Annotated in this window: 24 protein-coding genes and 1 tRNA gene; 7 read left to right on the top strand and 18 right to left on the bottom strand. The window is 69.6% G+C overall.

The window, feature by feature from the left end:
* Positions 1-473: 473 nt before the first annotated feature.
* The 4 genes from NUG20_RS01830 (at position 474) to NUG20_RS01815 (ending at position 5,281) form a co-directional block, all read left to right on the top strand.
* Complete coding sequence (locus NUG20_RS01830; protein WP_263396766.1) at positions 474-1,166, top strand: ABC transporter ATP-binding protein; 693 nt, start codon at positions 474-476, stop codon at positions 1,164-1,166.
* A gap of 76 nt (positions 1,167-1,242) precedes the next feature.
* On the top strand, positions 1,243-2,400 hold the full coding sequence (locus tag NUG20_RS01825) for an ABC transporter permease (RefSeq protein WP_263396765.1): 1,158 nt from the start codon (positions 1,243-1,245) through the stop codon (positions 2,398-2,400).
* Between the two features lie 46 nt (positions 2,401-2,446).
* Positions 2,447-3,760: an ABC transporter permease gene (locus tag NUG20_RS01820; protein WP_263396764.1), complete on the top strand. Its 1,314-nt coding sequence runs from the start codon at positions 2,447-2,449 to the stop codon at positions 3,758-3,760.
* Between the two features lie 363 nt (positions 3,761-4,123).
* Complete coding sequence (locus tag NUG20_RS01815) at positions 4,124-5,281, top strand: alpha/beta hydrolase (protein ID WP_263396763.1); 1,158 nt, start codon at positions 4,124-4,126, stop codon at positions 5,279-5,281.
* 62 nt (positions 5,282-5,343) lie between these two features.
* On the opposite strand, the gene rarD is transcribed toward NUG20_RS01815, so the two are convergent.
* The 5 genes from rarD to NUG20_RS01790 all read right to left on the bottom strand — a co-directional run bounded on the left by rarD (position 5,344) and on the right by NUG20_RS01790 (position 12,590).
* Entirely contained in the window at positions 5,344-6,300 is a 957-nt protein-coding gene (gene rarD, locus NUG20_RS01810) for an EamA family transporter RarD (protein ID WP_263396762.1), read from the bottom strand.
* Entirely contained in the window at positions 6,297-7,199 is a 903-nt protein-coding gene (yedA, locus tag NUG20_RS01805; RefSeq protein WP_263396761.1) for a drug/metabolite exporter YedA, read from the bottom strand. Before yedA ends, rarD begins: the two co-directional genes overlap by 4 nt.
* A gap of 1,085 nt (positions 7,200-8,284) precedes the next feature.
* A complete protein-coding gene (locus NUG20_RS01800; RefSeq protein ID WP_263398368.1) occupies positions 8,285-9,940 on the bottom strand; it encodes a M28 family metallopeptidase in 1,656 nt (551 codons plus the stop codon).
* 148 nt (positions 9,941-10,088) lie between these two features.
* Positions 10,089-11,012, bottom strand: coding sequence for an MBL fold metallo-hydrolase (locus NUG20_RS01795; protein WP_263396760.1), 924 nt, complete (start codon positions 11,010-11,012; stop codon positions 10,089-10,091).
* Between the two features lie 285 nt (positions 11,013-11,297).
* Complete coding sequence (locus tag NUG20_RS01790) at positions 11,298-12,590, bottom strand: tryptophan--tRNA ligase (RefSeq protein ID WP_263396759.1); 1,293 nt, start codon at positions 12,588-12,590, stop codon at positions 11,298-11,300.
* A 108-nt stretch (positions 12,591-12,698) separates the two neighbouring features.
* On the opposite strand from NUG20_RS01790, the gene NUG20_RS01785 reads away from it, so the two are divergent.
* Positions 12,699-13,532, top strand: coding sequence for a hypothetical protein (locus NUG20_RS01785; RefSeq protein WP_263396758.1), 834 nt, complete (start codon positions 12,699-12,701; stop codon positions 13,530-13,532).
* A gap of 76 nt (positions 13,533-13,608) precedes the next feature.
* Here NUG20_RS01785 and NUG20_RS01780 read toward each other — a convergent pair whose 3' ends face one another.
* The 8 genes from NUG20_RS01780 to birA all read right to left on the bottom strand — a co-directional run bounded on the left by NUG20_RS01780 (position 13,609) and on the right by birA (position 18,450).
* Entirely contained in the window at positions 13,609-13,824 is a 216-nt protein-coding gene (locus tag NUG20_RS01780; protein WP_263396757.1) for a CsbD family protein, read from the bottom strand.
* Between the two features lie 195 nt (positions 13,825-14,019).
* Complete coding sequence (locus NUG20_RS01775) at positions 14,020-14,154, bottom strand: entericidin A/B family lipoprotein (protein WP_263111362.1); 135 nt, start codon at positions 14,152-14,154, stop codon at positions 14,020-14,022.
* 95 nt (positions 14,155-14,249) lie between these two features.
* Positions 14,250-14,402, bottom strand: coding sequence for an entericidin A/B family lipoprotein (locus NUG20_RS01770; RefSeq protein WP_263111363.1), 153 nt, complete (start codon positions 14,400-14,402; stop codon positions 14,250-14,252).
* A gap of 146 nt (positions 14,403-14,548) precedes the next feature.
* Positions 14,549-15,472, bottom strand: coding sequence for an arginase (gene rocF, locus NUG20_RS01765; protein WP_263396756.1), 924 nt, complete (start codon positions 15,470-15,472; stop codon positions 14,549-14,551).
* Between the two features lie 208 nt (positions 15,473-15,680).
* A tRNA-Thr gene (locus tag NUG20_RS01760) sits at positions 15,681-15,756 on the bottom strand.
* A 130-nt stretch (positions 15,757-15,886) separates the two neighbouring features.
* A complete protein-coding gene (locus NUG20_RS01755) occupies positions 15,887-16,738 on the bottom strand; it encodes an SPOR domain-containing protein (protein ID WP_263396755.1) in 852 nt (283 codons plus the stop codon).
* A 9-nt stretch (positions 16,739-16,747) separates the two neighbouring features.
* The gene (locus tag NUG20_RS01750; protein WP_263396754.1) at positions 16,748-17,488 is read right to left on the bottom strand and encodes a type III pantothenate kinase; all 741 of its coding nucleotides are present in this window, start codon (positions 17,486-17,488) and stop codon (positions 16,748-16,750) included.
* Entirely contained in the window at positions 17,485-18,450 is a 966-nt protein-coding gene (gene birA / locus NUG20_RS01745; protein WP_263396753.1) for a bifunctional biotin--[acetyl-CoA-carboxylase] ligase/biotin operon repressor BirA, read from the bottom strand. The genes NUG20_RS01750 and birA overlap by 4 nt, the downstream gene beginning before the upstream one ends.
* A gap of 162 nt (positions 18,451-18,612) precedes the next feature.
* Here birA and NUG20_RS01740 point away from each other — a divergent pair, with 162 nt between their 5' ends.
* Positions 18,613-18,879, top strand: a complete 267-nt coding sequence (locus tag NUG20_RS01740) for a hypothetical protein (RefSeq protein WP_263396752.1) — start codon at positions 18,613-18,615, stop codon at positions 18,877-18,879.
* Positions 18,846-19,634 (top strand): M90 family metallopeptidase, encoded by a 789-nt coding sequence (locus NUG20_RS01735; protein ID WP_263396751.1) that lies wholly within the window; start codon positions 18,846-18,848, stop codon positions 19,632-19,634. Before NUG20_RS01740 ends, NUG20_RS01735 begins: the two co-directional genes overlap by 34 nt.
* Before the next feature lie 511 nt (positions 19,635-20,145).
* On the opposite strand, the gene NUG20_RS01730 is transcribed toward NUG20_RS01735, so the two are convergent.
* The 5 genes from NUG20_RS01730 to NUG20_RS01710 all read right to left on the bottom strand — a co-directional run bounded on the left by NUG20_RS01730 (position 20,146) and on the right by NUG20_RS01710 (position 25,614).
* Positions 20,146-21,336: a DUF1501 domain-containing protein gene (locus tag NUG20_RS01730; protein WP_263396750.1), complete on the bottom strand. Its 1,191-nt coding sequence runs from the start codon at positions 21,334-21,336 to the stop codon at positions 20,146-20,148.
* Positions 21,337-21,397: 61 nt separating this feature from the next.
* Positions 21,398-22,984 carry a DUF1800 domain-containing protein gene (locus NUG20_RS01725; protein WP_263396749.1) on the bottom strand — a complete coding sequence of 529 codons (1,587 nt, stop codon included), beginning with the start codon at positions 22,982-22,984 and terminating at the stop codon, positions 21,398-21,400.
* Positions 22,985-23,125: 141 nt separating this feature from the next.
* Complete coding sequence (locus tag NUG20_RS01720) at positions 23,126-24,496, bottom strand: ATP-binding protein (protein WP_263398367.1); 1,371 nt, start codon at positions 24,494-24,496, stop codon at positions 23,126-23,128.
* Between the two features lie 85 nt (positions 24,497-24,581).
* Complete coding sequence (locus tag NUG20_RS01715; RefSeq protein ID WP_003469280.1) at positions 24,582-25,265, bottom strand: response regulator transcription factor; 684 nt, start codon at positions 25,263-25,265, stop codon at positions 24,582-24,584.
* A 79-nt stretch (positions 25,266-25,344) separates the two neighbouring features.
* The gene (locus tag NUG20_RS01710) at positions 25,345-25,614 is read right to left on the bottom strand and encodes a hypothetical protein (protein ID WP_263398366.1); all 270 of its coding nucleotides are present in this window, start codon (positions 25,612-25,614) and stop codon (positions 25,345-25,347) included.
* Positions 25,615-25,837: the final 223 nt, after the last annotated feature.

Below are 25,837 nucleotides of genomic sequence, written 5' to 3'. Positions count from 1 at the left end.
TGCTTGGGCGTTTGCTTTTGTAGGAGCGGCTTCAGCCGCGACTGGTTCTGTCAGGAAAGTGTCGCGGCTGAAGCCGCTCCTACAAGAGCTCCACCACTGAAGGAGCAAAAGCAAAGCTTTCGCCTGCGGCGAGTTACTTTTCTTTGCTTGTGCAAAGAAAAGTAACCAAAAGAAGCGCTTCACCACAGCCGAAGGCTGGTCAAGCACACCCTACTCCGCGCCCTCCGCGCTGCGCGCTCCGGGTCCGCGAACAGGACGGGATTCGCGGAAGGGGCATCCTGCCCCTGCCGCGAACGGCGCACATCCCTGTGCGCCGCCCCTTCGGGGTTTTTCCCGCCCTATTCGCCGCTACGTAAGGGACCCGGTAAAGCCAAAAGCAAAAGCACAGCAACAGCATCGCAATTGAAAGCATCCGCGAACCGCCTCACCGCAATCGGCACATCCACTACCCGTCCACTGCCAGGAACACCACCATGTCCACCCTCGTCAAACTGCGCAACGTCACCAAGACCTACCAGCGCGGGCCCGAGAAAGTACAAGTCCTGCACGGCATCGACCTGGAGATCGAACGCGGCGACTTCGTCGCCCTGATGGGACCCTCCGGCTCCGGCAAGACCACCCTGCTGAACCTGATCGGCGGCCTGGATACCCCCAGCGGCGGCGAGATCGAGATCGAAGGCGAACGCATCGACCGCATGAGCGGCGGCCAACTGTCCACCTGGCGCAGCCAGCACGTCGGCTTCGTGTTCCAGTTCTACAACCTCATGCCCATGCTCACTGCGCAGAAGAACGTCGAGCTGCCGCTGCTGCTGACCAACCTCAGCGCCGCCCAGCGCAAGCGCAACGCCGAGATCGCCCTGACCCTGGTCAACCTCGCCGACCGCCGCAGCCACCGCCCCAACGAACTGTCCGGCGGCCAGCAGCAGCGTGTGGCGATCGCCCGCGCCATCGTCTCCGATCCCACCTTCCTGATCTGCGACGAGCCCACCGGCGACCTGGACCGCCACGCCGCCGAAGAGATCCTGCAGTTGCTGCAGCAGCTCAACCGCGAACACGGCAAGACCATCATCATGGTCACCCACGACCCCAAGGCCGCCGAGTACGCCAGCCATACCGTGCACCTGGACAAGGGCGAGCTGGCCGACGCGCCGCTCGTGGCGCATTGAACCGGCCGCTGCCGCATCGCGGCCAGCCGCGGCGCGCGTACCGCGCCACGGCGTACCGTTCCCTGGAGAATCGAACATGAAATACTTTTCGTTGGTCTGGGCGCAGCTGTTCCGCAGCAAGACCCGCACCCTGCTGACCCTGCTGTCGGTGGTCGCCGCGTTCCTGCTGTTCGGCATGCTCGACTCGGTGCGCGTGGCGTTCAACTCCGGCGGCAGCGTCGAAGGCGCCAACCGGCTGATCGTATCTTCGCGGCTGTCGATCACCCAGTCGCTGCCGGTCAGCCTGCAATCGCAGATCGAGTCGGTGCCCGGGGTGAAGAAGGTCACCTACGCGATGTGGTTCGGCGGCATCTACCAGGATCCGAAGAACTTCTTCCCCAACTTCTCGGTGGCGCCGAACTTCTTCGACGTGTACAGCGAGTACGACGTGCCGCCGGCGCAGCTCAAGGCGTTCCGCGAAACCCGTACCGCCGCGGCAGTCGGCGCGGCGCTGGCCAAGAAGCACGGCTGGAAGATCGGCGACACCATCCCGCTGCAGGCCACCATCTTCCCGCGCGGCGGCAGCAACGACTGGCCGCTGACCCTGACCACCATCTTCAAGGTCAAGGACGCCAAGAACGCGCAGGCGGAAAACCAGTTGATGATGAACTGGAAATACTTCGACGAGTCCAACGACTACATCAAGAACAAGGTCAGCTGGTACACCGTGCAGCTGGGCAGCGCCGACCAGGCCTCGCGGGTGGCGCAGGCGATCGACGCGCTGTCGCTGAACTCCGACCACGAGACCAAGAGCCAGACCGAGGCCGCGTTCTCGCAGGCCTTCGCCAAGCAGTTCGCCGACATCGGCCTGATCGTCACCGCGATCATGGGCGCGGTGTTCTTCACCCTGCTGCTGCTCACCGGCAACACCATGGCGCAGGCGGTACGCGAGCGCATCCCGGAGCTGGCGGTGCTGAAGACGCTCGGCTTCCGCGACGGCACCGTGCTGAGCCTGGTGATGGTCGAGTCGGTACTGCTGATCGTGCTCGGCGGACTGATCGGCATGGGCCTGGCGGCGCTGATCATCCCCGGCGTGGCCGCGGCCAGCGGCGGCATGATGCCGATGCGCAGCGTGCCCCCGCAGACCTGGCTGGTGGCGCTGGGGCTGATGGTCGCCATCGGCATCGTGGTCGGCTTGCTGCCGGCGCTGCGCGCGCAGCGGCTGAAGATCGTGGACGCGCTGGCCGGGCGCTGAGCCCGCCGCCGCATCGTTCTCTATCGCATTCTCGGAAGACGCACTGATGAAACTCAAACAATGGTTGGGCAATCTGCTCTCGCTGCTGCTGCTGGCCCTCGGGCTGGCGCTGTGGATCGCGCTGCCCTGGTACGGGGTGCTGGCGCTGGCCGTCGGCGTGGCGCTGTGGCTGCTGCTGACCCGCAGCGGCCGCCTGGCGCTGGCCGCCACCCGCATCGGCGTGGCCAGCCTGCCGCAGCGCTGGGGCGCCTCGTCGGTGATCGTGGTCGGCATCGCCGGCGTGGTCGGCGTGCTGGTGGCGATGCTGGCGATGGGCGAAGGCTTCCAGGCCACGCTCAGCAGCACCGGCGACGACACCACCGCCATCGTGCTGCGCGGCGGCTCCGGCGCCGAGACCAACTCGGTGATCACCCGCGACCAGGTGCCGCTGATCGCCAGCCTGGCCGGCGTGGCCAAGGGCGCCGACGGCAAGCCGCTGGTCTCCCCGGAGCTGTCGCAGGTGATCAACCTGCCGAGCAAGGCCGAGGGCACCGACACCAACGTGCAGTTCCGCGGCGTCGGCGACGCCGGCTGGATGGTGCACGACAAGGTCCGGATCGTGGAAGGCCGCCGCTTCGCCGCCGGCCTGCGCGAGATCGTGGTCGGCCAGGGCGCCAAGGCGCAGTTCCGCGGGCTGGAGGTCGGCAAGACCCTGAGCCTGGGCCGCGAGCAGTGGACCGTGGTCGGCGTGTTCGCCTCCGGCGACGCGCACGATTCGGAACTGTGGGCCGACGCGCAGACCCTGGCCTCCACCTACAACCGCAGCGCCTACCAGTCGATCAACGTGCGCACCGCCGGCAAGGACGGCTACGCCCAGTTCAAGGCGGCGATGGCCGCCGACCCGCGGCTCAAGCTCGACGTGGAAACCACCCGCGCCTACTACGCCAAGCAGGGCGGCAACCTCAGCAAGCTGATCAGCATCCTCGGCACGGTGATCGGCGCGATCATGGCGGTGGGCGCGGTGTTCGGCGCGCTCAACACCATGTACGCGGCGGTGGCCACCCGCGCGCGCGAGATCGCCACGATGCGCGCGATCGGCTTCCGCGGATTGCCGGTGGTGACCGCGGTGATGCTGGAGACGATGCTGCTGGCGTTGCTCGGCGGGCTGCTCGGCGGGCTGATCGCCTGGGTCGTGTTCAACGGCTACAGCGTGTCCACCCTGGGCAGCAACTTCAGCCAGGTGGTGTTCCAGTTCAAGGTGTCGCCGGAACTGTTGTGGAGCGGGCTGAAGTGGGCGCTGGGCATCGGCCTGGTCGGCGGGCTGTTCCCGGCGCTGCGCGCGGCGCGGCTGCCGATCACCACCGCCTTGCGCGCGCTGTAAGGCCGCCGGTCCCGGGCATCGTGGCGCCCTGCCTGGCGCAAGGAAGCGAGGTCGCGGGCCGGCCTCCACCTGCGCAAATGCGACCCGCGGGTCTGGCCCGGCGTGTCGCGGGCCGGCGCCACGCGGCCCGACCTGAACGCGAGGCGCTGCCGCGCGACGCCGACCGGGTGCCGGCCAGGCCCGGCACGGCCCGTTCGGGAACGGTGGATGCGCCACAGCGCAGGCCGCAGCGGAAAAACCGGGCTGGCGGTCCCGCCTCGGCGCACCCTGCCGACCCGCGTCATCGTTTCGTCATCCAATTGCGGTAGAGCCGCGCCAGCGAAGGCGGTAGCCTGCGCGGCCGTTCATCCACCGCCTACCGCCATGTCGTCGCGCCTGCGCCTCCTGCTCGTCCTCTGCGCCAGTCTGTGCCTGGCGGCCTGCTGCGTGGCCGCGGGCACCTCCACCTCGCTCAGCGACCGCCTGGTCGCGCCGGGCGGCGTGTCGCCGCTGATGGACGAGGAACGCATCCAGGGCCTGTTGTCGACCCTGCCCAACCGCAGCGGGCACGTGCTCACCCCCGGCGGCATCCCGATCTTCTGGCGGGCGATCGATCCGGGCGACTACCGCATGCGCTACCGCTACGAGCATGCCGGCCGCGACGCCAACGGCCACGAGCGCGCCGATTTCGCGATGGACGTGGCCGCGCCGCAGCCCGGCGCGCACGCCCCGCCGCGCGGTACCGTGGTGCTGCTGCACGGCTGGATGATGGACGGCGACTCGCTGCTGCCGTGGTCGCTGGACCTGGCCCAGGCCGGCTACCGCAGCATCAGCATCGACCTGCGCAACCACGGCCGCTCCGGCGGCGGCCCGGCCGGCTACGGCACCCGCGAGTCCGACGACGTGGTCGCGGTGATCCGCGCGCTGCGCGCCCGCGGCGAGGTGCAGGGTCCGCTGTACCTGTTCGGCGTGTCCTACGGCGCCGCCACCGCGCTGTTCACCGCGCAGAAGCTGGGCGGCGACGTCGACGGCGTGGTCGCGATGGAATCCTTCGCCAACGCCGGCCGCGGCATCCGCGACATGATCCCGCACATGCTCGCCAGCCGCCCGCAGGGCCTGATGGCCAGCGCAGCGATGGACCTGGCGCGCTGGCGCTACGCCGGGCAGAACCTGGATGCGGTCATCGCCAACGCCAACCAGCGCCTGGCGCTGAACCTGGACCAGGTCGACGTGACCGCCGCCGCGCGCGCCGCCCCGGCCTGCGTGCTGCTGCTGCATGGCGGCGCCGACCAGCACATCCCGGTCGCGCACGGCCGCCTGCTGGCGCTGGACGCGCCGCGCGCGCACTACCTGGAGATGCCCGGCGAGAACCACATCAGCCTGCCGATGCGGCTGGACCTGCTGGCGCCGACCGTGGAGGACTGGTTCGCCGAACTGCCGGCGCAGCGCCACGACGGCCACTGCCCGTCGCCGCTGGCGCCGCGCGTGGACGCCGGGCAGCAGCTGACGGGCAGCCCGGCTGCGAGCGTCGGCCGCGGTTGAGGAGGGAGTGGGGATTCGGGAGCGGGGATTCGTAACAGCGGACTGCGCAGGCCGCCGCGCTATCAAGGGGAGCGGCTTCGGCTCTTGCGAATCCCCAATTCCGAATTCCCAATCCCGGCCCCTCGCCGCCCCCAACCCGAGCGCCACAGGCTCTCGCCGGCGAACAGCAGCAGGCCGATCCAGATCGCGGCGAAGCCGATCGCCTTGCCGGTGTCGAACGGTTCGTGGAAGAACCACACTCCCAGCAGCAGTTGCAGACTCGGCGCGATGTACTGCAGCAGCCCGACCAGCGACAGCGGGATGCGCCGCACGCCGTAGGCGAAGCCGATCAGCGGCACCGCGGTGACCACGCCGCCGAACACCAGCAGCAGATCGTTGCGCCAGCCCCAACCGCCGGCGAAACCGCCGCCGTGCCCGCTCTCGCTCCACAGCACGAAGCCCAGCGCCGGCAGGAACAGGTACAGGCTCTCCACCCCCAGCCCGGCCACCGCATCCACCTGCACCAGCTTGCGCAGCAACCCGTACAACCCGAACGAGGCGGCCAGGCTCAGCGCGATCCACGGCAGCGCGCCGGCATCGACGGTGAGCCAGCTCACGCCGAGCGCCGCGCACGCCACCGCCAGCCACTGCAGCGGGCGCAGCCGCTCCTTCAGCACCAGCACGCCGAGCAGCACGTTGACCAGCGGATTGATGAAATAGCCCAGGCTCGCCTCGATCACGTGGCCGGCGTTGATCGCCCAGATGTACAGGCCCCAGTTGAACGCGATCGCCAGGCTGCTCAGCGCCAGGATGGCCAGCGCGCGCGGCTGTGCGGCGATGCTGCGCCACCACTGCAGGCGCGTGCGGTACAGCAGCCAGCCCACCACCAGCACCGCGCTCCAGACGATGCGGTGGGCGATGATCTGAAACGACGGCACCGCCTTGAGCAGATGCCAGTACACCGGCACCACGCCCCACAGCGCGAACGCCAGCGCAGTGATCAGCAACCCGCGCCGCGTCTCCTGCTCAGTAACGGTCATCGCCGCGTCCGCGCCACGGTGATGACCACCACGCCGGCCAGGATCACCGCCATCGCGCCCAGGTCGCTGGCGGTGAAGCGCTCGCCGCCGAGCCAGCTGCCCAACGCCACCGCGATCACCGGATTGACGTAGGCATAGCTGCCGGCCAGCACCGGACGCACGTTCTGCAACAACCACACGTAGGCGGTGAACGCCACGATCGAGCCGAACACGCACAGGTAGGCGACCGCCATCAGCGCGTGCGGCGTCGGCCAGGCATGCGGGCGCTCGCCGCTCAGCAGGCCCGCGGCGACCAGCAGCACGCCGCCGCACAGCATCTGCCCGGCGGCGGCCATGAACGGCGCCGGCAGGTCGCGACCGCGCGACCACACCGAACCGAACGCCCAGCCGATCGGCGCGATCAACAGCAGCACCAGGCCCTTGGGGCTGGCGCTGAGGCTGCTGCCGGCATTGAGCCACAGCACCCCGGCGAACCCGACCACGATGCCCAGCCATTCGCCGCGGCTGGCATGCTGCCCGCGCAACGCACCGAACAGCGCCATCCACAGCGGCACCGAGGCCACCGCGACCGCGGCCAGGCCCGAGGACACCTGGCGCTCGGCCAGCACCACCATGCCGTTGCCGCACAGCAGCAGCAATGCGCCGAGCACGGTCAGCGACCCCCATTGCGCGCGCGTCGGCGCCGCCACGCCGCGCCAGCGCAGCACCGCGTACAGCAGCGAGCCGGCGACCACGAAGCGCAGCCCCGAGACCATGCTCAGCGGCGGCGTCCCGCCCTCCAGCGCGAAGCGGATCGCCAGATAGGTCGAACCCCAGACGACGTAGACCAGCAGCAGCGCGAGGACGACGAAACCACCGCGCGCGGGAACGGCGGTGGCGGGAGAGGGCGAGGACGACATGCGCAGAAGGACCGAGCGGTGTGGACATGAATTCTAGGCCAGCGGCCACGACCAGCGACAGCATTGCAGCGCGACGCGCGCGGCACGCTGTTTTGCACGTGGCGCTGATCCCTTCAAGCCATCGGCGATAGGTGCTTCGCTGAGCCAGCATGATCCTGAGCGCACAGCACGTGCTTGCGTCATTGCAAAGGCAACCCGAGGCTTCCGGCCATCAGCCGCAATCGCCGCGCGGCAGACTCCCCGCGTCGGGACTGAAGTCCCTCCCACAATGCACCCGGCACCTTGCGCAAGGTTTCCTGTAGGAGCGGCTTCAGCCGCGACAGGAGGCATCCGCAATCCATCGGCTTCGGCAGCAGTGGAGACCGAAGCGCCTCTGCGCTGCACTCCAGGCGAGCCCAGCGCGAAACTCCACCTGTGGGAGCGACTTTAGTCGCGACGCGCGGAGTCAGCAGCTCCATCGGCTCCGGCAGCAGTCGCGGCTGAAGCCGCTCCTACAGTGCACCCAGCAAACTCAGCGCAAGGCCTCCTGTAGGAGCGGCTTCAGCCGCGACAGGAGGCATCAGCGATCCATCGGCTTAGGCACCAGTCGAGGCCGAAGCCCCCTGCAGTGCACTCAGCAAACGGCGGCAATGCGCTGTTCGCCGGCAACGAGGCCAACCCAGCGCGAAGCTCCAACCTGTGGGAGCGACTTCAGTCGCGACGCGCGGAGTCAGCAGCTCCATTGGCTCCGGCAGCAGTCGCGGCTGAAGCCGCTCCTACAGTGCACCCAGCAAACTCAGCGCAAGACCTCCTGTAGGAGCGGCTTCAGCCGCGACAGGAGGCATCAGCAATCCATCGGCTTCGCACCAGTCGGGGCTGAAGCCCCTCCTACAGTGCACCTAGCAACTCAGCGCAAGGCTCCCTGTAGGAGCGGCTTCAGCCGCGACAGGACGCGTCAGCAATCGATCGGCTTCGGCAGCAGTGGAGACCGAAGCACTTCTGCGCTGCACTCCAGCAAACCCAGCGCGAAGCTTCACTTGTGGGAGCGACTTCAGTCGCGACGCGCGACACCCACCCCAACCGCAGCCACAGTCACAGTCACCACCTCAGCGCCGCGCCGCCTCGCTCGCATCGCGCGCCGGCTTGAACTCCGAGCCGTCGTCCCAGCGCGGCCACTCGCGGCTGTCGGCCAGGCGCTGGCCCAGGTCGTACAGCAGCAGCGTGTCGGCGGCATGCCCGGCCGGATCCCAGGATGCGCTCCAGCGATCGCAGGGCTGGTGGTAGCACTCGGCGAAATAGCGATCGCGGATCGCCTTGCCGGCGGCCACGCCGCCGTCCAGCTTGTCCAGGCCAGGCCCCACCGTGATCGCCGGCACCCCGGCGCGGGCGAAGGCGAAGTGGTCGGCGCGATAGAAGAAGCCCGCCTCCAGGTTCGGATCCGGCGAATAGGCGCGGCCGCGCGCCTGCGCCGCCGCGGCCAGATCGCGCTCCAGCGACACGCGTCCGCGGCCCCACGAGGCGACGTTGCGGGTGGCGCCGTCGGGGCTGAACATCTCGCTGTTGATCACCGCCACGGTGGTGGCCAGCGGCGCCAGCGGATGCGCGGCGTAGTAGGTCGCGCCGAGCAGGCCCTTTTCCTCGGCGGTCAGGGCGATGAAGTACAGCGTGCGCTGCGGCCGCGGACCGGCCGCGAACACTCGCGCCAGTTCCAGCACGCTGGCCACGCCGGTGGCGTTGTCGACCGCGCCGCGGCGGATGCGGTCGCCGCCGGCATCGGCCGCGCCGAGGCCGAACGCGTCCCAGTGCGCCGAGTAGATGACGGTCTCCTCCGGATGCGTGGCGCCTTCCAGCTTGGCGACCACGTTGTGGGTGACCACACGCTCGCGCTTGAGCGCGAAACGCACCGACAGCGCCGCATCGCCCAGCGCCTGCGGGCGGAAGTCGGCGCGCTGCGCACGTCGCTTCTCCGCCTCGAAATCCAGCCCGGCGCGCTGGAACAGCGACACCGCCAGCGCGCGTTGCATCCAGCCGCGCACCGGCACGTGCTGCGCACGCGCCTGCGCGTCGCTGCGCTCGATGTCGAACAGCGGCGACAACCCGGAACTCTTCACCGTGGCCCAGCCGTACGCCGCCGGCGCGGTCTCGTGCACGATCAGCACGCCGGCCGCGCCCTGCCGCGCGGCTTCCTCGTACTTGTAGGTCCAGCGCCCGTAGTAGGTGACCGCGCGGCCATCGAAGGCGCCGGGCTGCGGCGTCTCGAAATCGGCATCGTTGATCAGCATCACCGCGATCTTGCCTTTCAGGTCCACGCCCTTGTAATCGTCCCAGCCGCGCTCGGGCGCATGGATGCCGTAGCCGACGAACACCAGCGGCGCATCCTTCAGCGCCACCTTGGCACCGGGCCGCAGGCTCTGCAGCACCACGTCCTCGCCGTTGACCAGCGCCTGCGACGCACCGGCCACGCGCAGCGTCGCGGTCACCGGTCCGTCCACCTGCGCGCGCACCAGCGGCACCGCCTGGGTCCAGCCGCCGTCGTCGCCCGCCGGTTGCACCCCGGCCAGGCGGAACTGTTCGCTGAGATAGGCGATGGTCTTGTCCTCGCCCGGCGTGGCCGGCGCGCGGCCCTCGAACGCATCGGAGGCCAGCGTGCGCACATGCCGCTGCAGCGCTTCGGCATCGATGCCGCCGCCGGGCAGCGCCTCATTGGCCGCCTGCGCGGCGCCTCCCATGAACAGACAGGCGGACAGCAGCAACATGCGCATCGGATTCACGGCGAAGACCTGAAAAAACCTGGTTGCACAGTGTAGAGCGTGACGCCGTCACGAAACAGCAATGACGTGGATCGAGACACGAGAAGCGCAGACACACGCTTTTCCCAATCCCGAATCCCAAATCACGAATCCCGGCCTTTCAGCGATCCAGCCAGCAGGCCAGGCCCTGCGCATTGAGTTCGATGTCCATCCGCAGCACCTGCTCCACGCCAGCGTCGTCGAGCGGGCAGCCATGCAGTCGCGCGCGCTCCAGGTACAGCGCGGTCAACGCCGCGACCAGGCAGCGATGGCGATCGGAATGGCCGTCGCAGCCGCGCGCGATCGCCACCATCGCCTCGAGTTGCTCGAACAGATCCGCGGCCAATGTCTCTGCCGCGCCGACCGCGCCGTAATGGGTAAGATACAGCGTGTCCGGCGCATAACCGAGCATGCGCTGGATCGAGGCACGCATCGCTTCCGGATCGAACTGCACCGGCGAGGAGGTCGGGATCACGAACGCGCCCTGCGCGCTGTCCAGCTCGCGGTACGACAGCCCGAAGGTGTCGCCGCTGAACCAGCTGCGGCTGCGCGCGTCCCACACGCACAGATGGTGGCGCGCGTGGCCGGGCGTATCGATGCACAGCAGCTCGCGCTCGCCCAGCCACAGCCGATGGCCGTCCTCGGCGACGACGACGCGTTCGGCCGCCACCGGCAGGATCGTGCCGTAGCTGCGCGCGATCTCGGCTTCGCCGTACACCGCGGTGGCACCGGCGATCAGCCGCGTCGGGTCGATCATGTGCGGCGCGCCGCGCGGATGCACCAGCAGGCGCGCATTCGGCAACCGCTGCAGCAGCGCACCGGCGCCGCCGGCATGGTCCAGGTGCACGTGGGTCAGGATCAGCCAGTCCACATCGCCCGGCGCCAGGCCGGCGCCGTCGAGCGCGGCCAGCATGGTCGGCAGCGAATGGCTGGTGCCGCAATCGACGAACGCGCCGCGGCCGTGCTCCACGATCAGGTAGGCCGCATCGAACTGCGCGCGCTGGAAGCCGGTGTCGATGAGATGGATGCTGGGATCGCGTGGCATGCGCAAGGCGGTGGCTGGGCGAAGGTCCATTCTAGGCCGTATGGAGGCCGTTGCCAGCCCTGCACGGTACGCGTCGGCCTCCAGGCAATCCCACGGCCCGTGCATCGTCATCGGGACATGCAATCCTGGAGACTGCGGCGCGGGTGCCCCTCCGTTACAGCCAGCTGCGATCCCAGTGCTTTTGTGGGAGGGACGTCAGTCCCGACGCATTGCCGCCAAAGCCTCGTCGGGACTGACGTCCCTCCCACACACACACGCCTGGCCGTGACTGCGGCGACGTAACCCTCAGCCCGCGTCGCGCAGCCGCTGCAGCGCGGCCAGCACGGCGTCGGCCGGCACCGCCAGGGTGATTCCGGCGGCCTGCAACGCATCGGCCTGCGCCGCCTGCTTGAGCACGCCGATCACGCGTCCGGCCTCGCGCGGCGAATCGAAGCCGCCGCTCTGCAGCAGCAACGCGCCTTCGCCGTCGAGCAGCTTGAAGTAGAAGCGGCCGTCGCCCTCACGGTACTGCTTGAAGCTCGGCAGCGCCTGCTTGGCCTGCGCGGCATCGGCCTGTTCCGCCTCGCGCAGCGACAGGTCGCGCAGGCCCACCGCATGCCGCAATTCGGCCAGGAACGGCGTGGCATAGCGCGCACGCAGGCGCTGCGCGTTGTCGCGCAGGATCGCCTCGATCTCGCCCGGGCGCGCCATCAGCGCCTCGTAGCGCTCGCGCATCGGCGCGATCTCGGCGTCGATGCGCTCGAACAACTGCTGCTTGGCCTCGCCCCAGCCGATGCCGCCGGCGAAGGCCTGCGCGAACGCGGCGGCCTCCTCGGCGCTGGCGAAGGCCTGGTACAGCTGGAACAGCGCCGAGCCCTCGGTCTCCTTCGCCTCGCCGGGCGCGCGCGAATCGGTGACGATGGCGAACACGTGCTTCTTCAGTTCCTCGCGCGGGGCGAACAACGGAATCGTGTTGTCGTAGCTCTTGCTCATCTTGCGCCCGTCCAGCCCGGGCAAGGTGGCCACCTGCTCGTCGATCAGCGCTTCGGGCAGGGTGAAGTAATCGCGGCCGTAGACGTGGTTGAAACGCTGGCCGATATCGCGCGCCATCTCGATGTGCTGGATCTGGTCGCGGCCCACCGGCACCTGCTGCGCGTTGAACAGCAGGATGTCGGCGGCCATCAGCACCGGGTACATGAACAGCCCGGCGCTGATCCCGGCATCGTCGTCCTCGCCGTCGGCGCGGTTCTTGTCCACCGCCGCCTTGTAGGCATGGGCGCGGTTGAGCAGGCCCTTGCCGGCGACGCAGGTCAGGAACCAGGTCAGCTCGTTGGTTTCCGGCACGTCGGACTGGCGGTAGAACCACACCTTCGACGGATCCAGCCCGGCCGCCAGCCACGACGCGGCGATCTCCAGGGTCGAGCGCTGGGTGCGCGCCGGGTCCTGCGCCTTGATCAGGCTGTGCAGGTCGGCCAGGAAATAGAAGCTCTCGATACCCGGACGCAGGCTGGCCTGCAGTGCCGGGCGGATCGCGCCGACGTAGTTGCCCAGGTGCGGGGTGCCGGAGGGGGTGATGCCGGTGAGGACGCGGGTGGTCATGCGGGGAATCGAAGCCGGAAGAAAACCCGGCGAGTTTAACCGCTGCGCGGCAACCCCGTTCCGGCGCATGGCGCGTTCAATGCCAGGTCCCTTCCCGGAGTCGCCCCGATGCGCACGCTCTTCCGCCTGCTTCCAACCCGCCCGATCGGCCCGATCTCGATCGCCCTGCTGTGTATCGGCCTGCTGTGCGGTTTCCGCCCCTACCCTGCACCGCCGCCGTCCGCGTCGCTGGTCGCCCTGAGCGTGATCGACCGCGACGACGGCGCCGATCTGCCGCAGCACGTGCAGCGCGGCCAGCGCTGGGTCGCCGCCACGCCCGGCCACCGCTATGCGCTGCGCCTGAGCAACCTCACCGGCCGCCGCGTGCTGGTGGTGCTGTCGGTGGACGGAGTCAACGCAGTCAGCGGCGAGACGGCCTCCAGCGACCAGCGCGGCTATGTGCTGGCGCCGTGGCAGAGCACCGAGATCGCCGGCTGGCGCAAGTCGCAGCGCGAGATCGCGCAGTTCGTGTTCACCGACCTGGCCGACAGCTACGCCGCGCGCACCGGCCGCCCCGACAACGTCGGCGTGATCGGCATGGCGGTGTTCGACGAAGCGCCACGCATCGTGCCGCAGGCAAGCATCGAGGAGCGCCGGGAAAGCGCTGCCGCGCCGGCGCAAACACCGGCACCGGTGGCGGCGCGCGCCCAGGAAAGCGATGCCGCGCTGGGCGCGGTGCAGCGCCTGGGCACAGGCCATGGCGAACGCGAATGGTCGCCGTCCAGCACTACCGAATTCGAACGCGCCAGCGAGGTGCCGCAGCAGCGCGTGCAGCTACGTTACGACAGCCGCGCACGGCTGATCGCACGCGGGGTGATCCCGCGGTCGCGGCCGTACCCGCGCGTGGCCGACGCACCGCATGCCTTTCCCGGCGACTTCGTGCCGGATCCGCCGGCGCGCTGAGCCCGCGCACATGTAGGCGCGAAAAAGGAACGGGCCGCACTCGCGGCCCGTTCCGGTGCAAGGCGCATGGATCGCCTCAGTTGCGGTATTCCTTGTCCAGGCTGTCCTGGAAGGTACGCACCTCTTTTTCGGCGCGGTCGCGATCCCAGCCATAGCGTTCCTGCAGCTTGCCCGACAGGTATTGGGCATTGCCTTCGGCCACGTCGAAATCGTCGTCGGTCAGATCGCCCCACTGGGCCTTGATCTTGCCTTTGAGCTGGGTCCACTTGCCGGAAATGATGTCTTTGTTCATAGCATCGCTCTCGTTGGTCCGCGGCGACTGAACCGCGCGCAGAGCATCGCGCCTGCGCCGTTGCCATGCGGTCGATACGACGTCAACGGCGCATGAGTTCGGTTAACCATTTACCGGACCTGGCGATGGCATGTACGAGACGCAAAAAAAACGGGCCGGCAAAGCCGGCCCGTTCTTGTCACCGAGCGCTGGGGCTCAGTTCTTGGCGGCGTCTTCGACCTTCTCGCCGGCGCTCTGCACGTCCTTGCCGGCACCGGCAACGGTGTTGCAGCCAGACAGCAGGCCGACCGAGAACATCGCCAGCAGCATCCACGCAAAAGTACGCTTCATAGGTTCACTCCTTTGTTGATCATGGGAACGCGGCACGAGCCGCGTCTGGGTAACGCATTGGATATCGAAAACGCGAAGCCACTACGGCCGATCGATCAGCACTTGCCGTCGCTGCAATCGCCCGCCTTGTCTTCCACCTTCTCGCCCGCCTTCTGCATGTCTTTGCCGGCACCGGCCATGGTGTTGCAGCCAGTCAGCATGCCCGCACAGAACAGGGTCAGCATCATCAAGGTGAGCAGTCGCTTCATCGTGGAATCCTCGCAGTAAGACGGGTCTAGGGGACAGCGGCGATAGCCGTTGCCGAGCTACCGTCTGGCGGTGAATCTGACTTCACCACTGTGGATTTCACGTGAATGAAGCGCTCCAGTGTTCAGTTTTCTTCCAGAAACCCAACTCAGTCTCGCATCAGCGTGGACTTGCCGAACAGGCTTTCGACCAGGTCCACCGCCAGTTCGGCGGTCAGATTGCGATGGTCCAGCACCGGATTGAGTTCGACGATGTCCAGCGAGCCCATGCGCCCGCTGTCGGCGATCATCTCCATCACCAGCTGCGCTTCGCGGTAGTTGGGGCCGCCGGGCACGGTGGTGCCCACGCCGGGCGCGATGCTGGGGTCGAGGAAGTCCACGTCGAAGCTGACGTGCAGGTGGGTGTCGGCATCGAGTCCGTCCAGCGCCGCTTCCATGGTGCGCTTCATGCCCATCTCGTCGATGTAGCGCATGTCGTACACATCGATGCGGTGCTGCTTGATCAGCCGCTTCTCGTCCGGATCCACCGAGCGGATGCCGATCTGCCGGACCTGGTCCGGGCGCAGCGCCGGCGCGTCGCCGCCGAGTTCGGTCAGCGCCTTGGGACCCAGCCCGCACAGGCAGGCCACCGGCATGCCATGCACGTTGCCCGACGGGGTGACCTCGCTGGTGTTGAAGTCCGAATGCGCGTCCAGCCACAGCACCCGCAGCTTGCGGCCCTGCTCGCGGCAATGCCGCGCCACCGCGGTGATCGAGCCGATGCCCAGGCAATGGTCGCCGCCCAGCATGATCGGCATGCGCCCGGCGCGCAGCTCGGCGTAGCTGGCGTCCATCAGCGCACGGTTCCAGGCCACCACTTCGTCCAGGTGCCGGTAGCCGGCGACCGGGGATTGCCATGGATTGCGCGGGCCGTCGAGGTTGCCCAGGTCGCGCACTTCGATGCCGCGACCGGCCAGCGCCTCGTGCAGGCCGGCGATGCGCAACGCTTCCGGCCCCATGCGCGCGCCACGGTGACCAGCGCCGATGTCGGTGGGAACGCCGATCAGGGACACCGGCAGAAAAGAGGAACTCATGCGGACGTGCTCCAGCAAAAAATGTGCGCCAGTCTAGCGAGCCGCCCGCGGCGCGACCCGCCGCGGCGCAGCAGGGCGAACGCCGACGGTACGCAGCGTGCGGCGACGCATTGCCGGAAAATCCATGGAAAGGCGCACGGCGGCAAACGCGTACACGCGAGCATTGCGCCGGCGCCTGCCGGGCGCACACTGAACGACGCGAGGAGAATGGTGCCGCTTGTCCGAATCGAACGGACGACCTACTGATTACAAATCAGTTGCTCTACCGACTGAGCTAAAGCGGCACGAGGACTGCAGTGCCCGCGCTGCGGGCCGTCGCAGTCTACCTGCTGGCAGGCCGTCGCGGCAGATCGCGGCGGCGGGCCGCGATCCGCACCGGCCCGGAAGACCGAAGCGCATGCGCAGCGCGGCATTCTAGCGCAGCGTGGCGCAGTCCAGCGCGCGCTGGCGCTGCGCGCCGAGCTGCCGCCGCAGCGAGGCGGCCTGTGCCGCGGAGGCCGTGCGCAGGTCCAGCCACCAGCGCGACTGGCCGCTGCCGCCGCTGGGGACCAGGTCGACGTTGAAGCCGGCCTTGGCCAGTTCGGCGCGGCGGCGTTCGGCGCCTTCGCGGCTGCGGTACTGGCCGAGCGCGATGGCGCCGGCTTCCTCGCCCTGGCGGATCGGGTAGTAGTCGCGGATGCCGGCGGCGACGATGCGCTCGACCGCGGCCTTGACCCCGTCCTCGCCGCCGATGGTCGGCAGCAGCACGCGGAAGCTGGTGGCGTCGTCGTCGCCGACCTCGCGCAGGCGCGGGCGCGTGGCGGCGGTGCCGAGTGTGGCGACGGCGGCCTCGGCGGCGGCACGGTCCGGATACGGGCCCAGGCTCAGGCAGACGGGGGCCGCAGCAGGCTCCGCGGCGGCGGCCACGGCGTTGCTGGGCGCTTTGGGCGGTGGTGGCGCGGCAGCGGTCGGCGCTGCGGTCGTGGGCGTTGCGGTTGCTGGCACTGCAGTTGTTGCGGGCGCGTCGGCAACCGCAGCGGCGGCGCTCGGCGCCGCGGCGGTGGCAGTGGCAGGCGCTGGTGCCAGTGCCGGTGCCGCAACGGGGGCCGGCGGCGCGGACGCGGCCGCGGGCACGGCCTGCGATGCCGGAACCAGCTGCAGCGTCGCCACCCCGGCGGGCGGAGTCGGCAGCGGTGCCGGCGCGGGGGTCTGCGGCTGCGTCGCCCACCACAGCGCGACGCCGAGATTGAGGATGGTCAGGACGACGAGCAGGGCGCGGACGAGCATGCGCGGATTCTACCCGGCACGCCCGGCCGCGGCGTGCGCCTGCGCCCACAGCGCCAGCCCGTCCAGCACCAGCGACGGGCGTTGCTCGGCCGCCGGCAGTCCGTGCAGCAAGGGCGGCGCGCCGCCGCCGTGCAGCAGCAGCCGCGGCCGCCGCGTCAGCAGCGCCTCGCCCTGCTGCAGGCTGCGTTCGATCAGTGCCAGCGCCGCACCGTCGCACCCGGACGCCAGCGCATCGGCGGTGTCGGTGGCGAACTCGCGGTAATCGCCGCCCTCGGCCGGCAGCTGCGCGGCGCGCTGCTGCAGGGCCTGGCGCATCGTGGTCGGCGACGGCGCGATGCGTCCGCCATGGTGCAGGCCGTCGCGATCGAGCAGGTCCAGGGTCAGCGCGGTGCCGACCCCGACCACCAGGACATCGCCGCCGCCGTGCGCGGCGAGCAGCGCCAGGAAGCGGTCCACGCCGAACCGCTGCGGCTGCGCATAGGCGATGCGCACGCCGGCGCAGGCGGCCTCGGTGCGCGCCACCTGCACCTGCGCGAAGCGGGTACGCAGCGCGTCCAGCACCGCCGCGGTCAAGGCCGGCGCGGCGACGCTGGCGACGTAGGCGGTGTCGCCGCGCGGCAACGCCGCCACCGCGGCCGCGTCCATCGCTTCGGCGCCGTGCGCCCAGGCCTGCACCGCACCGGCACGGCCGCGCTCCAGCGCGGCGAACTTGAAGCGCGAATTGCCCAGGTCGAACAGCCAGTCGCTCATGCCGGCCTCACGCTGACTTCGCCGGCATGCAGCGGCCGCTCGCCGTCGGCGAACGCCACCCGCAGCGCGCCGTCGTCGGCCAGGCCCAGGGCCACGCCCTCGCACGCGACGCCGCCCTCGTCGATGCGGATCGCGCGCCCGGCGAGCAGGTCCAGCGCGGCATAGCGCGGCAGGAACGGCGCCAGGCCCTGCGCATCGAACAAGGCCAGCGCCGGCAGCAGATGCGACAGCACCATGGCCGCGATCGCGTTGCGCGAGACCTCGGCGCCGGCCAGCGTGGCCAGGTCGGTCCACGGCTGGCCGATGCTCGCGGCACTCGCTGCCGGCATGCGCACGTTGAGGCCCAGGCCGATCACCGCCCGCGCCGGCCCGGCGAACTCGCCGCCGCCTTCGACCAGCAGCCCGCCGAGCTTGTGTCCGTCGGCGAGCAGGTCGTTCGGCCATTTCAGCCCGACCGTGGCGAACCCGGCCGCGCGCAGCGCCTCGGCCACGGCCACGCCGGCGGCCAGGCTCAGCCCGCCCAGGCGCCCCAGCCCGCCGGCGAAGCCGCGCGCCACCGACAGGTACAGGTGCGCCGCCAGCGGCGAGGCCCAGACCCGGCCGCGGCGGCCGCGCCCGCCGGTCTGGCGCTCGGCCAGCAGCACCTCGCTGCCGCGCGCCGGCGCCGGCCGCGCCAGCAGCGTGCTGTTGCTGGAGGCCAGGCTCCAGGCGATCTCCAGCCCGGCCAGTTCGGCGCGCGCCGCCGGCGCCAGCGCCGCGCCGATGCGCTCGGCCTCGAGCAATTCCAGCGGCCGTGCCAGCCCGTAGCCCTCGCCGGCGCGGCCATCGATCTCCACCCCGGCCGCGCGCAGCGCCTGGATGCGCTTCCACACCGCGGCCCGGGTCAGCCCGAAGGAGCGCGCCAGGGCGTCGCCGGAAAGGCGGCCCTGGCTGAGCCGGGCCAGTAGTTCGCGCTCGTCCACGCCGGTTCCATCGCCTCGTTTCAATCCACACGCCCCTGAAGACGTGACCTCGGAGCGGAAAAGTATGCGGGAAGCGCCGTGCCTGCGCCCAGCTGCGGCCCTGCGCCGGGTAAAAACCGCGTTAGAATCGGGATTCACCGCCGCTCGCCCTGGATGCCGACGATGCGCCGCTTCCTGCCGTGCCTGATCCTGCTGCTCCCGCTGGCGGCCGCCCACGCGTCCGACGCGCTGGCGAGCAAGCAGCGCAACGACTGCGTCTACACCGACGCGACCGACACGGACGCCGCCCAGGCACGTCCGGCACCGGCGCACCCGCCCGCCTCCGCCAAGCCCGGCGCAGCGCCGAGCGGCGGCGGCGGCGACAGCGATCTGGTGCCGCGCCTGCGCATGCCCAAATGGCACAGCTTCCTGCCGGGGATGTTCCGCTGATCCCACGCTGGTTGCGCTGGCTGTCGCCGGCGCCTGTTCCGATCGACGAGACGACCTGGCAATCGGTGCGGCAGCGCTGCGCGTGGGTGTCGGCGCTGGATGCGGCACGCGAGCAGACACTGCGCGCACTGGCGGCGCAGTTCCTGCACAGCAAGACCATTTCCCCATTGGCCGAGCTGCACCTGGATGCGGTGCAGCGCACCTTGCTGGCCGCGTTGTGCTGCCTGCCGCTGCTGGAATTCGGCGCCGACGGCCTGCGCGGCTGGTCGCAGCTGCTGGTGTATCCGGACGCATTCCGGGTGCAGCGCAGCCACGTCGACGCAGCCGGCGTGCTGCACGAATGGGAAGACGAACTGATCGGCGAATCCTGGGACAGCGGCCCGCTGATCCTGTCCTGGGCCGACGTGCAGGCCGACCTGGACGACCCGCGCGCCGGTTACTGCGTGGCGGTGCACGAGATGGCGCACAAACTCGACGTGCTCGACGGCGCGCTGGACGGCACCCCGCCGCTGCCGCGCGACTGGCAGCGGCGCTGGGCTACCGACTTCCAGCGCAGCTACGACGCATTCTGCACGCGCGTGGACCGCGGCCGCGCCAGCGAGATCGATGCCTACGCCGCCGAGGCACCCGAAGAGTTCTTCGCCGTGGTCAGCGAATATCACTTCTCCGCACCGGAGCGGCTGCAGCGCGAAATGCCCGACGTCGCCGCGCACCTGGCGCGGTTCTACGGCCCTTCGCCGTTCGCCGGCGCGTAGGGGCAGGCTACGATCGAAGCGCCCGGCGAGCCTCCTCTAGGAGCGGTTTCAACGGCGGCCTACAATCGCAGCGATGAGCTTCCCGGCTACGGATACCGTCGAGGCTGAAGCCCCTCCCATAGTGCACCCGCCCGGCCACCGCAGTTCCCTGTAGGAGCGGCTTCAGCCGCGACGAACGAAGTCGTGAACTGCACCGGCTTCGGACACTGCCTGTCGGGGCTGAAGCCCCTCCCACAATGCACCCAATCGGCCACCACAGCTCCTTGTAGGAGCGGCTTCAGCCGCGACAAACGAAGACGGGAACTGCACCGGCTTCGGACGCTGCCTGTCGGGGCTGAAGCCCCTCCTACAGTGCACCCAGCTCTCTCGCCGCAAGTCCTGTGGGAGCGACTTCAGTCGCGACGAACGGAGCAGTAGACCTGGCGGCGGCGAACGGAGCGGTGCCGAAGCCATCCCCCACTGCACCCGGCCGGCGCCCCGTCGTTCGCGCAGCAATGCCACAGCGCCCGCCTCACACCAGCTGCAGATCCCGCGCATGCGCCTGCGGAAACACCTGCTGCAACTGCGATGGCGACAACCCCCACATGCGCCGCAACAAGCCGGCGAACAGGTCGCGGTAGTTGGTCAGCACCGGGTAGTCGCGATCCTGGAACAGCTTCTCCTTGCTCACCGCGACCTGCTCGCCGGCGATGCGCCCGCCGTTGACCGCGCCGCCCATCACCCAGTACGTGGTGCCGTGGCCGTGGTCGGTGCCCTTGTCGCCGTTCTCGCGGAAGGTGCGGCCGAACTCGGACAGCACCACCACCACGGTGTTGCGCCATTCCGGCCCCAGCGCCTCGGCATAGGCGGCCAGGCCCTCGGACAGGTTGCCGAGATTGGTCGCCAGCGGACCGTCGGTGCTGCCCTGGTTGACGTGCGTGTCCCAGCCGCCGACATCGACGAAGCCGAGCCGGTAGCGCTCGCGCATCAGCGTGGCGATGCGCCGGGTCTCGTCGGCGAAGGTGCGGGCGCTGGCGGCGCCGCGGTTGGCCTGCTGCATCTCGTCCTGCAACGCCTGGGACACCTGCTGGCGCAGCGCCAGGCCCTCGTGCGCGGCGCTGGCCAGCGGCGTGCCCTGGTACATCTGCGCCAGGATTCCGGCCTGGCGCGGGTCGAAGGCCGGGGTGGGATTACGCTTGAGCGACAGGTTGGGAATGTCGCCGCCGCCCTGGAAGCTCAACGGCAACGAATCGGTGAAGGCGATCGAAGGGGTGCCGGTGGCCACCTGCGACAGCCGCGCCAGGAACCCCGAGCGGTAGTCGCTGCGTTGTCCGGCCGGCTGCCCGGCTTCGATATTGTCCTGGGTCTCGAAGTGGCTGCGCGACAGATCGTCGGTGCCGGCGAACGGCACGAACGCCAGCTGCTTGTCGTTCCACAACGGCTGCAAGGTGTCGCGCAACCGCGGGTTCAGCCCCCACTGCGTGTCCAGTGCGATCGCGCTGTTGGGGTTGGCCGGATCCGGCCGCGCGATCGCCAGGGTCGGCCGCGACGCGTAATAGAAATCGCTGACATAGGGCACCAGCAGGTTGTTGCTGTCGTAGCCGCCGCGCAGAAACACCACCAGCAGCCGCGGCGATGGCGCCGGCGCGGCGAACAGGCGCCCGGCGAACGGCAGGCTGGCCGCCGCGGCAGCGGACGCGAACAGGAAATGGCGACGGTGCATGGGGGACCTCCGTGATCGCCGGGCGCGGCGACAAGCGAAGCACCCGGCACTATGGGCCGGGTCAGCGGTAGTTGAAGTCGGGCGAGGACAGCAGGAACGCGTTCCACTCCTGCTGCGAGCGCGCCTGCGCCAGCGCCTGGCGGGTGGTGTCGCCGAGCTGCGGTTCGATCGCCTGGTAGTACAGCGGCGTGGTCAGCTGCGGAAAGCCGCCGCGCTGCTGTCCGCCGCTGTTGAACAACTGGGTGTTGCCGCCGCCGATCGCGCGCGCGATCTCGAAGCGCTGCGCCATCTGCCCGGAACTGTTCCAGGCGCTGGACTGCAGCGGCCAGCCGTCGGGGGTGATGCGGCCATAGGTCGGCTCGCCCATCTGGCTCAACCAGCCCAGCAGCGGCTGCGGATTGGCGATGGTCTGGCCGTCGTAGGCCAGGCGCAGCGACGACACCAGGAAGCGGTACGGGTCCTTGAACTTGTGCGGCGCGCCAGCGGCCATTTCCGGCGCGGCGAACAGCACCTGCAGCACGGCGGCGATGTCGCCGTCGCTGCGCTGGAAGGTGCGCGCCATCTTCTCCACCAGCGCCGGCGGCGGATCGTCGGCGACGAAGTACTCGGCCAGCCGCCGCGACACGAAGTGCGCGCAGGCCGGCTGGCGCACGATCAGTTGCACCGCGCGTTCCACCTCATCGAAACCGCCGCCGGCGATGCGCTGGCCGAGCAGGCTCTTGTCGCCGGGCTGGTGCCGCGCCGGGTTGAACTCGAACGCGCCGCGGCGCAGGTACTGCGCCTGCTGCGGCGGCGGCAGCTTCGGCGGCGCGTCGCGATTGGGCGGGGCGATGCCGACGCCGGTAAGGATCAGCGCCAGCTGCTGCACGTCGTGCTGGCTGTAGCCGCTGTCCACGCCCAGCGTGTGCAGCTCCATCAGTTCGCGCGCGTAGTTCTCGTTGACCTTGCCCTTGGCGTTCTGCGCGTTGTCCAGATACTCGAGCATGGCCGGGCTCTGCAGCGTCGCCATCACCAGGTCGGAGAACTTGCCCAGCGCGTGCGGGCGGATCGCGTTGTCGGTGTAGTCGGCGACGGTCCAGCGCAGCCGGCCCTTGTCGGCGAACACGCTGAAGTGGTTGAGCCAGAACCACACCATCTGCTCGCGCAGCTGGTCGCGCGAGTACACCGCGCGCAGCAACTGCGCCTGCCGCGCCTGCGCCAGCAGCGTATCGGCGCGCTGTTGCAAGGCCTTCTTCGCCGCGACCTTGGCCTCGCCGTCGGGCATCGCCTTGATGTCCTGCTGCCGCGTATCCAGCTGCTTGAGCAGCTCCTGCACCGGCGTGTGCAGCGCCTCGTAGCCGTCCAGTTGCGTGCGCACGGCCGCGGGCAGGGTGTCGTCGCCGCTGGAGGCCTGCAACTGATCGCGCAGGAAGCGCTTGCGCCCGTCGCGCTGCAGCTGCGCTACGCTGGCGCTGTCCAGGCCGGTGGTCATCGATTGCAGCCAGCGCGCATCGTCGCGCTCGAGCACCTTCTGGCTGCCGGCGATGGCCGCCACGGTGAACAGCACCAGCAGCAGCGACAACAGCAGCCGCTGCGCGTTGCGCAATGCGCGACGCCCATGCACGCGCAAACGCGGACGCGATGCGGGGCGAGGCCGGGGCTCGGGCATGCGGCGCTCCTTGACCGGAAACCGGGTGTGACGATCCACGCAGTATCCGCGCCTGGCCAGCGCAGGCGTTAAGCGAATGTCGGAACGCGCCGCGGTGTTTGCGCGGGATTCACCTCGCGACCACGCAATCCGAAGGCCGGGCTACAGGCCCGGCGGCAGCGTCACCAGGAAGCGCGCGCCGCCCAGTTCCTCGGAGCGGCTCACCTGCAGTTCGCCGCGGTAGCCCTTGACCAGGTCCTGCACGATCGCCAGGCCGATGCCATGGCCGTGCACGCGCTCGTCGCCGCGCACGCCGCGCTGCAGGATGTGCGCGACCTCTTCCGGCGCGATGCCCGGACCGTCGTCCTCCACCGACAGCACCAGCCCAGCACGGCGGCTGCCGGCGGCCGGCGCCGGATGCACGCTCAGCAGCACCCGCCGCCGCGCCCACTTGAAGGCGTTCTCGAGCAGGTTGCCGAGCAGTTCCTGCAGGTCGCCGGGCTCGCCGTGGAAGCGCGCGCTCGGCTCGATGTCAAATTCGCACAGCACGCCCTTGGCCGCATACACCTTCTCCAGGCCGCGCACGATCTCCTCGGCATTGGGTTCGATCGGCAGCGGCGCGGAGAACAGCTTGTGGCCGCTGGAGGCGGCGCGGCTGAGCTGGTAGGTCACCAGGTTGTTCATGCGCCGCAGCTGCGCGTCCAGTTCCTCGCGCAGTTCGGGGCCGTCGTTGCCGCTGTCCAATTGGGTGCGCAGCACCGCCAGCGGCGTCTTCAGGCTGTGCGCCAGGTCGGCCAGGGTGTTGCGCTGGCGGTCCAGGTTCTCGCGCTCGCTCTCGATGAAGGCGTTGATGCTGTCGGTCAGCGGCTCCAGCTCGCGCGGATGGCGATCGCCCATGCGCACCGCTTCGCCGCGCTGCACCTTGGTCAGCTCGTTGATCACCCGCCGCAGCGGGCGCAGGCTCCATTGCAGGATGAAGGCCTGCAGCAGCAGCAGGATCAGCCCGGCGCCGCCGAGGTTGAACCACACCCGGCCGCGGAACACGCGCAGCTGCGCGCCCAGCGCGCGGGTGTCCTCCATGACGTAGATGGTGACCGGGGTTTCCTTGTCGCGGCGCACGTAGGCCAGGCCGATGCCGTAGCGGTAGACCTCGCCTTCGCTGCCGTCGATCTGGGTCATCGGCCAGGGGCCGTCGAAGGTTTCCTGGCGCGGCTCGAGCATGCCGCCCTTGGGCGGCAACGGACCCTCGCTGGACATCGAGATCCAGCGTTCGTTGGGCATCACGATCTGCGCGTACAGGCCGCTGCCGGGCCGGTCGAAGTGCGGGTCCGGCGGCGGCTTGTCGTTGTTGATGTACAGCGAGCCGTCGCGCGCCACGTCGACGTTGTTGGCGTAGGCGGTGGCGTAGCTCTTCAGGCGCTCGCGCAGGTTGCTCAGCGCGGTATCGGCGAAGGCCTGGTCCAGCGCATAACCGGCCGCAGCCAGGAACGCCACCAGGCTCAGGCTGGCGGCCAGCAACTGGCGCGCCTGCAGCGAACGCGGGCGCCAGCGCTTGTACCACTTGGGTCGTGCCGGCACGCCGTCGCTTCCTTCGCTTGCGGATCGCAGGCGCGTGGGATCAGCCTTCGGTGCGCGGGATGGCGAAACGGTAGCCGCGGCCGCGCACGGTCTCGATCGGCTTCAGTTCGCCGTCCGGATCCAGCTTCTTGCGCAGGCGGCCGATGAACACTTCCAGTACGTTGGAGTCGCGGTCGAAATCCTGCTGGTAGATGTGCTCGGTGAGGTCGGCCTTGGAGACCAGTTCGCCGGCGTGCATCATCAGGTATTCGAGCACCTTGTATTCGTAGCTGGTCAGGTCGACGTTGCTGCCGCTGACGCTGACCGTCTGCGCCGCCAGATCCAGCGCCACCGGCCCGCACTCCAGGGTCGGCTTGCTCCAGCCCGCGGCGCGGCGCAGCAGCGCGTTGACCCGCGCCAGCAACTCCTCGACATGGAACGGCTTGACCAGATAGTCGTCGGCGCCCTGCTTCAGGCCCTCGACCTTGTCCTGCCAGCTCGAACGCGCGGTGAGGATCAGCACCGGAAACTTCTTGCCTTCGTCGCGCAGCGCCTTGATCAGCTCCATGCCCGACATCTTCGGCAGGCCGAGGTCGATGATGCCCACGTCGAAGGGCACTTCGCGGCCCATGTACAGGCCTTCCTCGCCGTCCTGCGCCGCATCCACCGCGAACCCCTCGCGCTTCAGGCGAGCAGCCAGGGTCTCACGCAGCGGGGCTTCGTCTTCGACCAGAAGGATACGCATGAACTCTCCCTAGTTACTTCTTACGGATGGCCGGCGGCCGGGGCATTGGATGTTGCAAGCTGAACCAAACTATCCTGGCTCAGGGGTTATCGTCGCGTGGTGGTTCCTGCGGCTCGATCGGGCGCGGAACGCGCGGCGGCGCGACGCCGCCCGGTTGCGGATCGTCCATGTAGCGAACGCGTCCGCGGCCATCCATGTACTTGACCCGGTTGATGTCGCGTCCGTCGAACGGCACGCGCTCGGCGCCGAGGATCTGTCCACCGGTGGACCGCTGGACCCGCCGCACCGCATCGGACAGCGAACTGCCGTTGTAGTCGCGCGCCCGGGCAGCATCGCGGGCCTGCGCCATGGCCGGACCCGGACCACGCTGCTGCGCCCAGCCATGGCCGGCAGCCGTGAGCGCGAACGCGATCACGACAGCGGTGCGGCAGCGGCGGAGAGTGGCAAGGGTCACGACAGGCATCCTAACGGACTGATCGGAAACGTTCAAAAGTTGTGAAACGGACCGCATGGCGACAGCGGCACGATTCTGCAAAATCGAGCCAAATTCTTGATTTTTCGGGGTGAATCCG

The sequence above is a fragment of the Xanthomonas sp. CFBP 8443 genome, from assembly GCF_025666195.1.
In the GTDB taxonomy this organism is placed as follows: Bacteria; Pseudomonadota; Gammaproteobacteria; order Xanthomonadales; family Xanthomonadaceae; genus Xanthomonas_A.
Note: the sequence above shows the minus strand (reverse complement) of the source record. Positions and strands in the feature narration are given on the sequence as shown.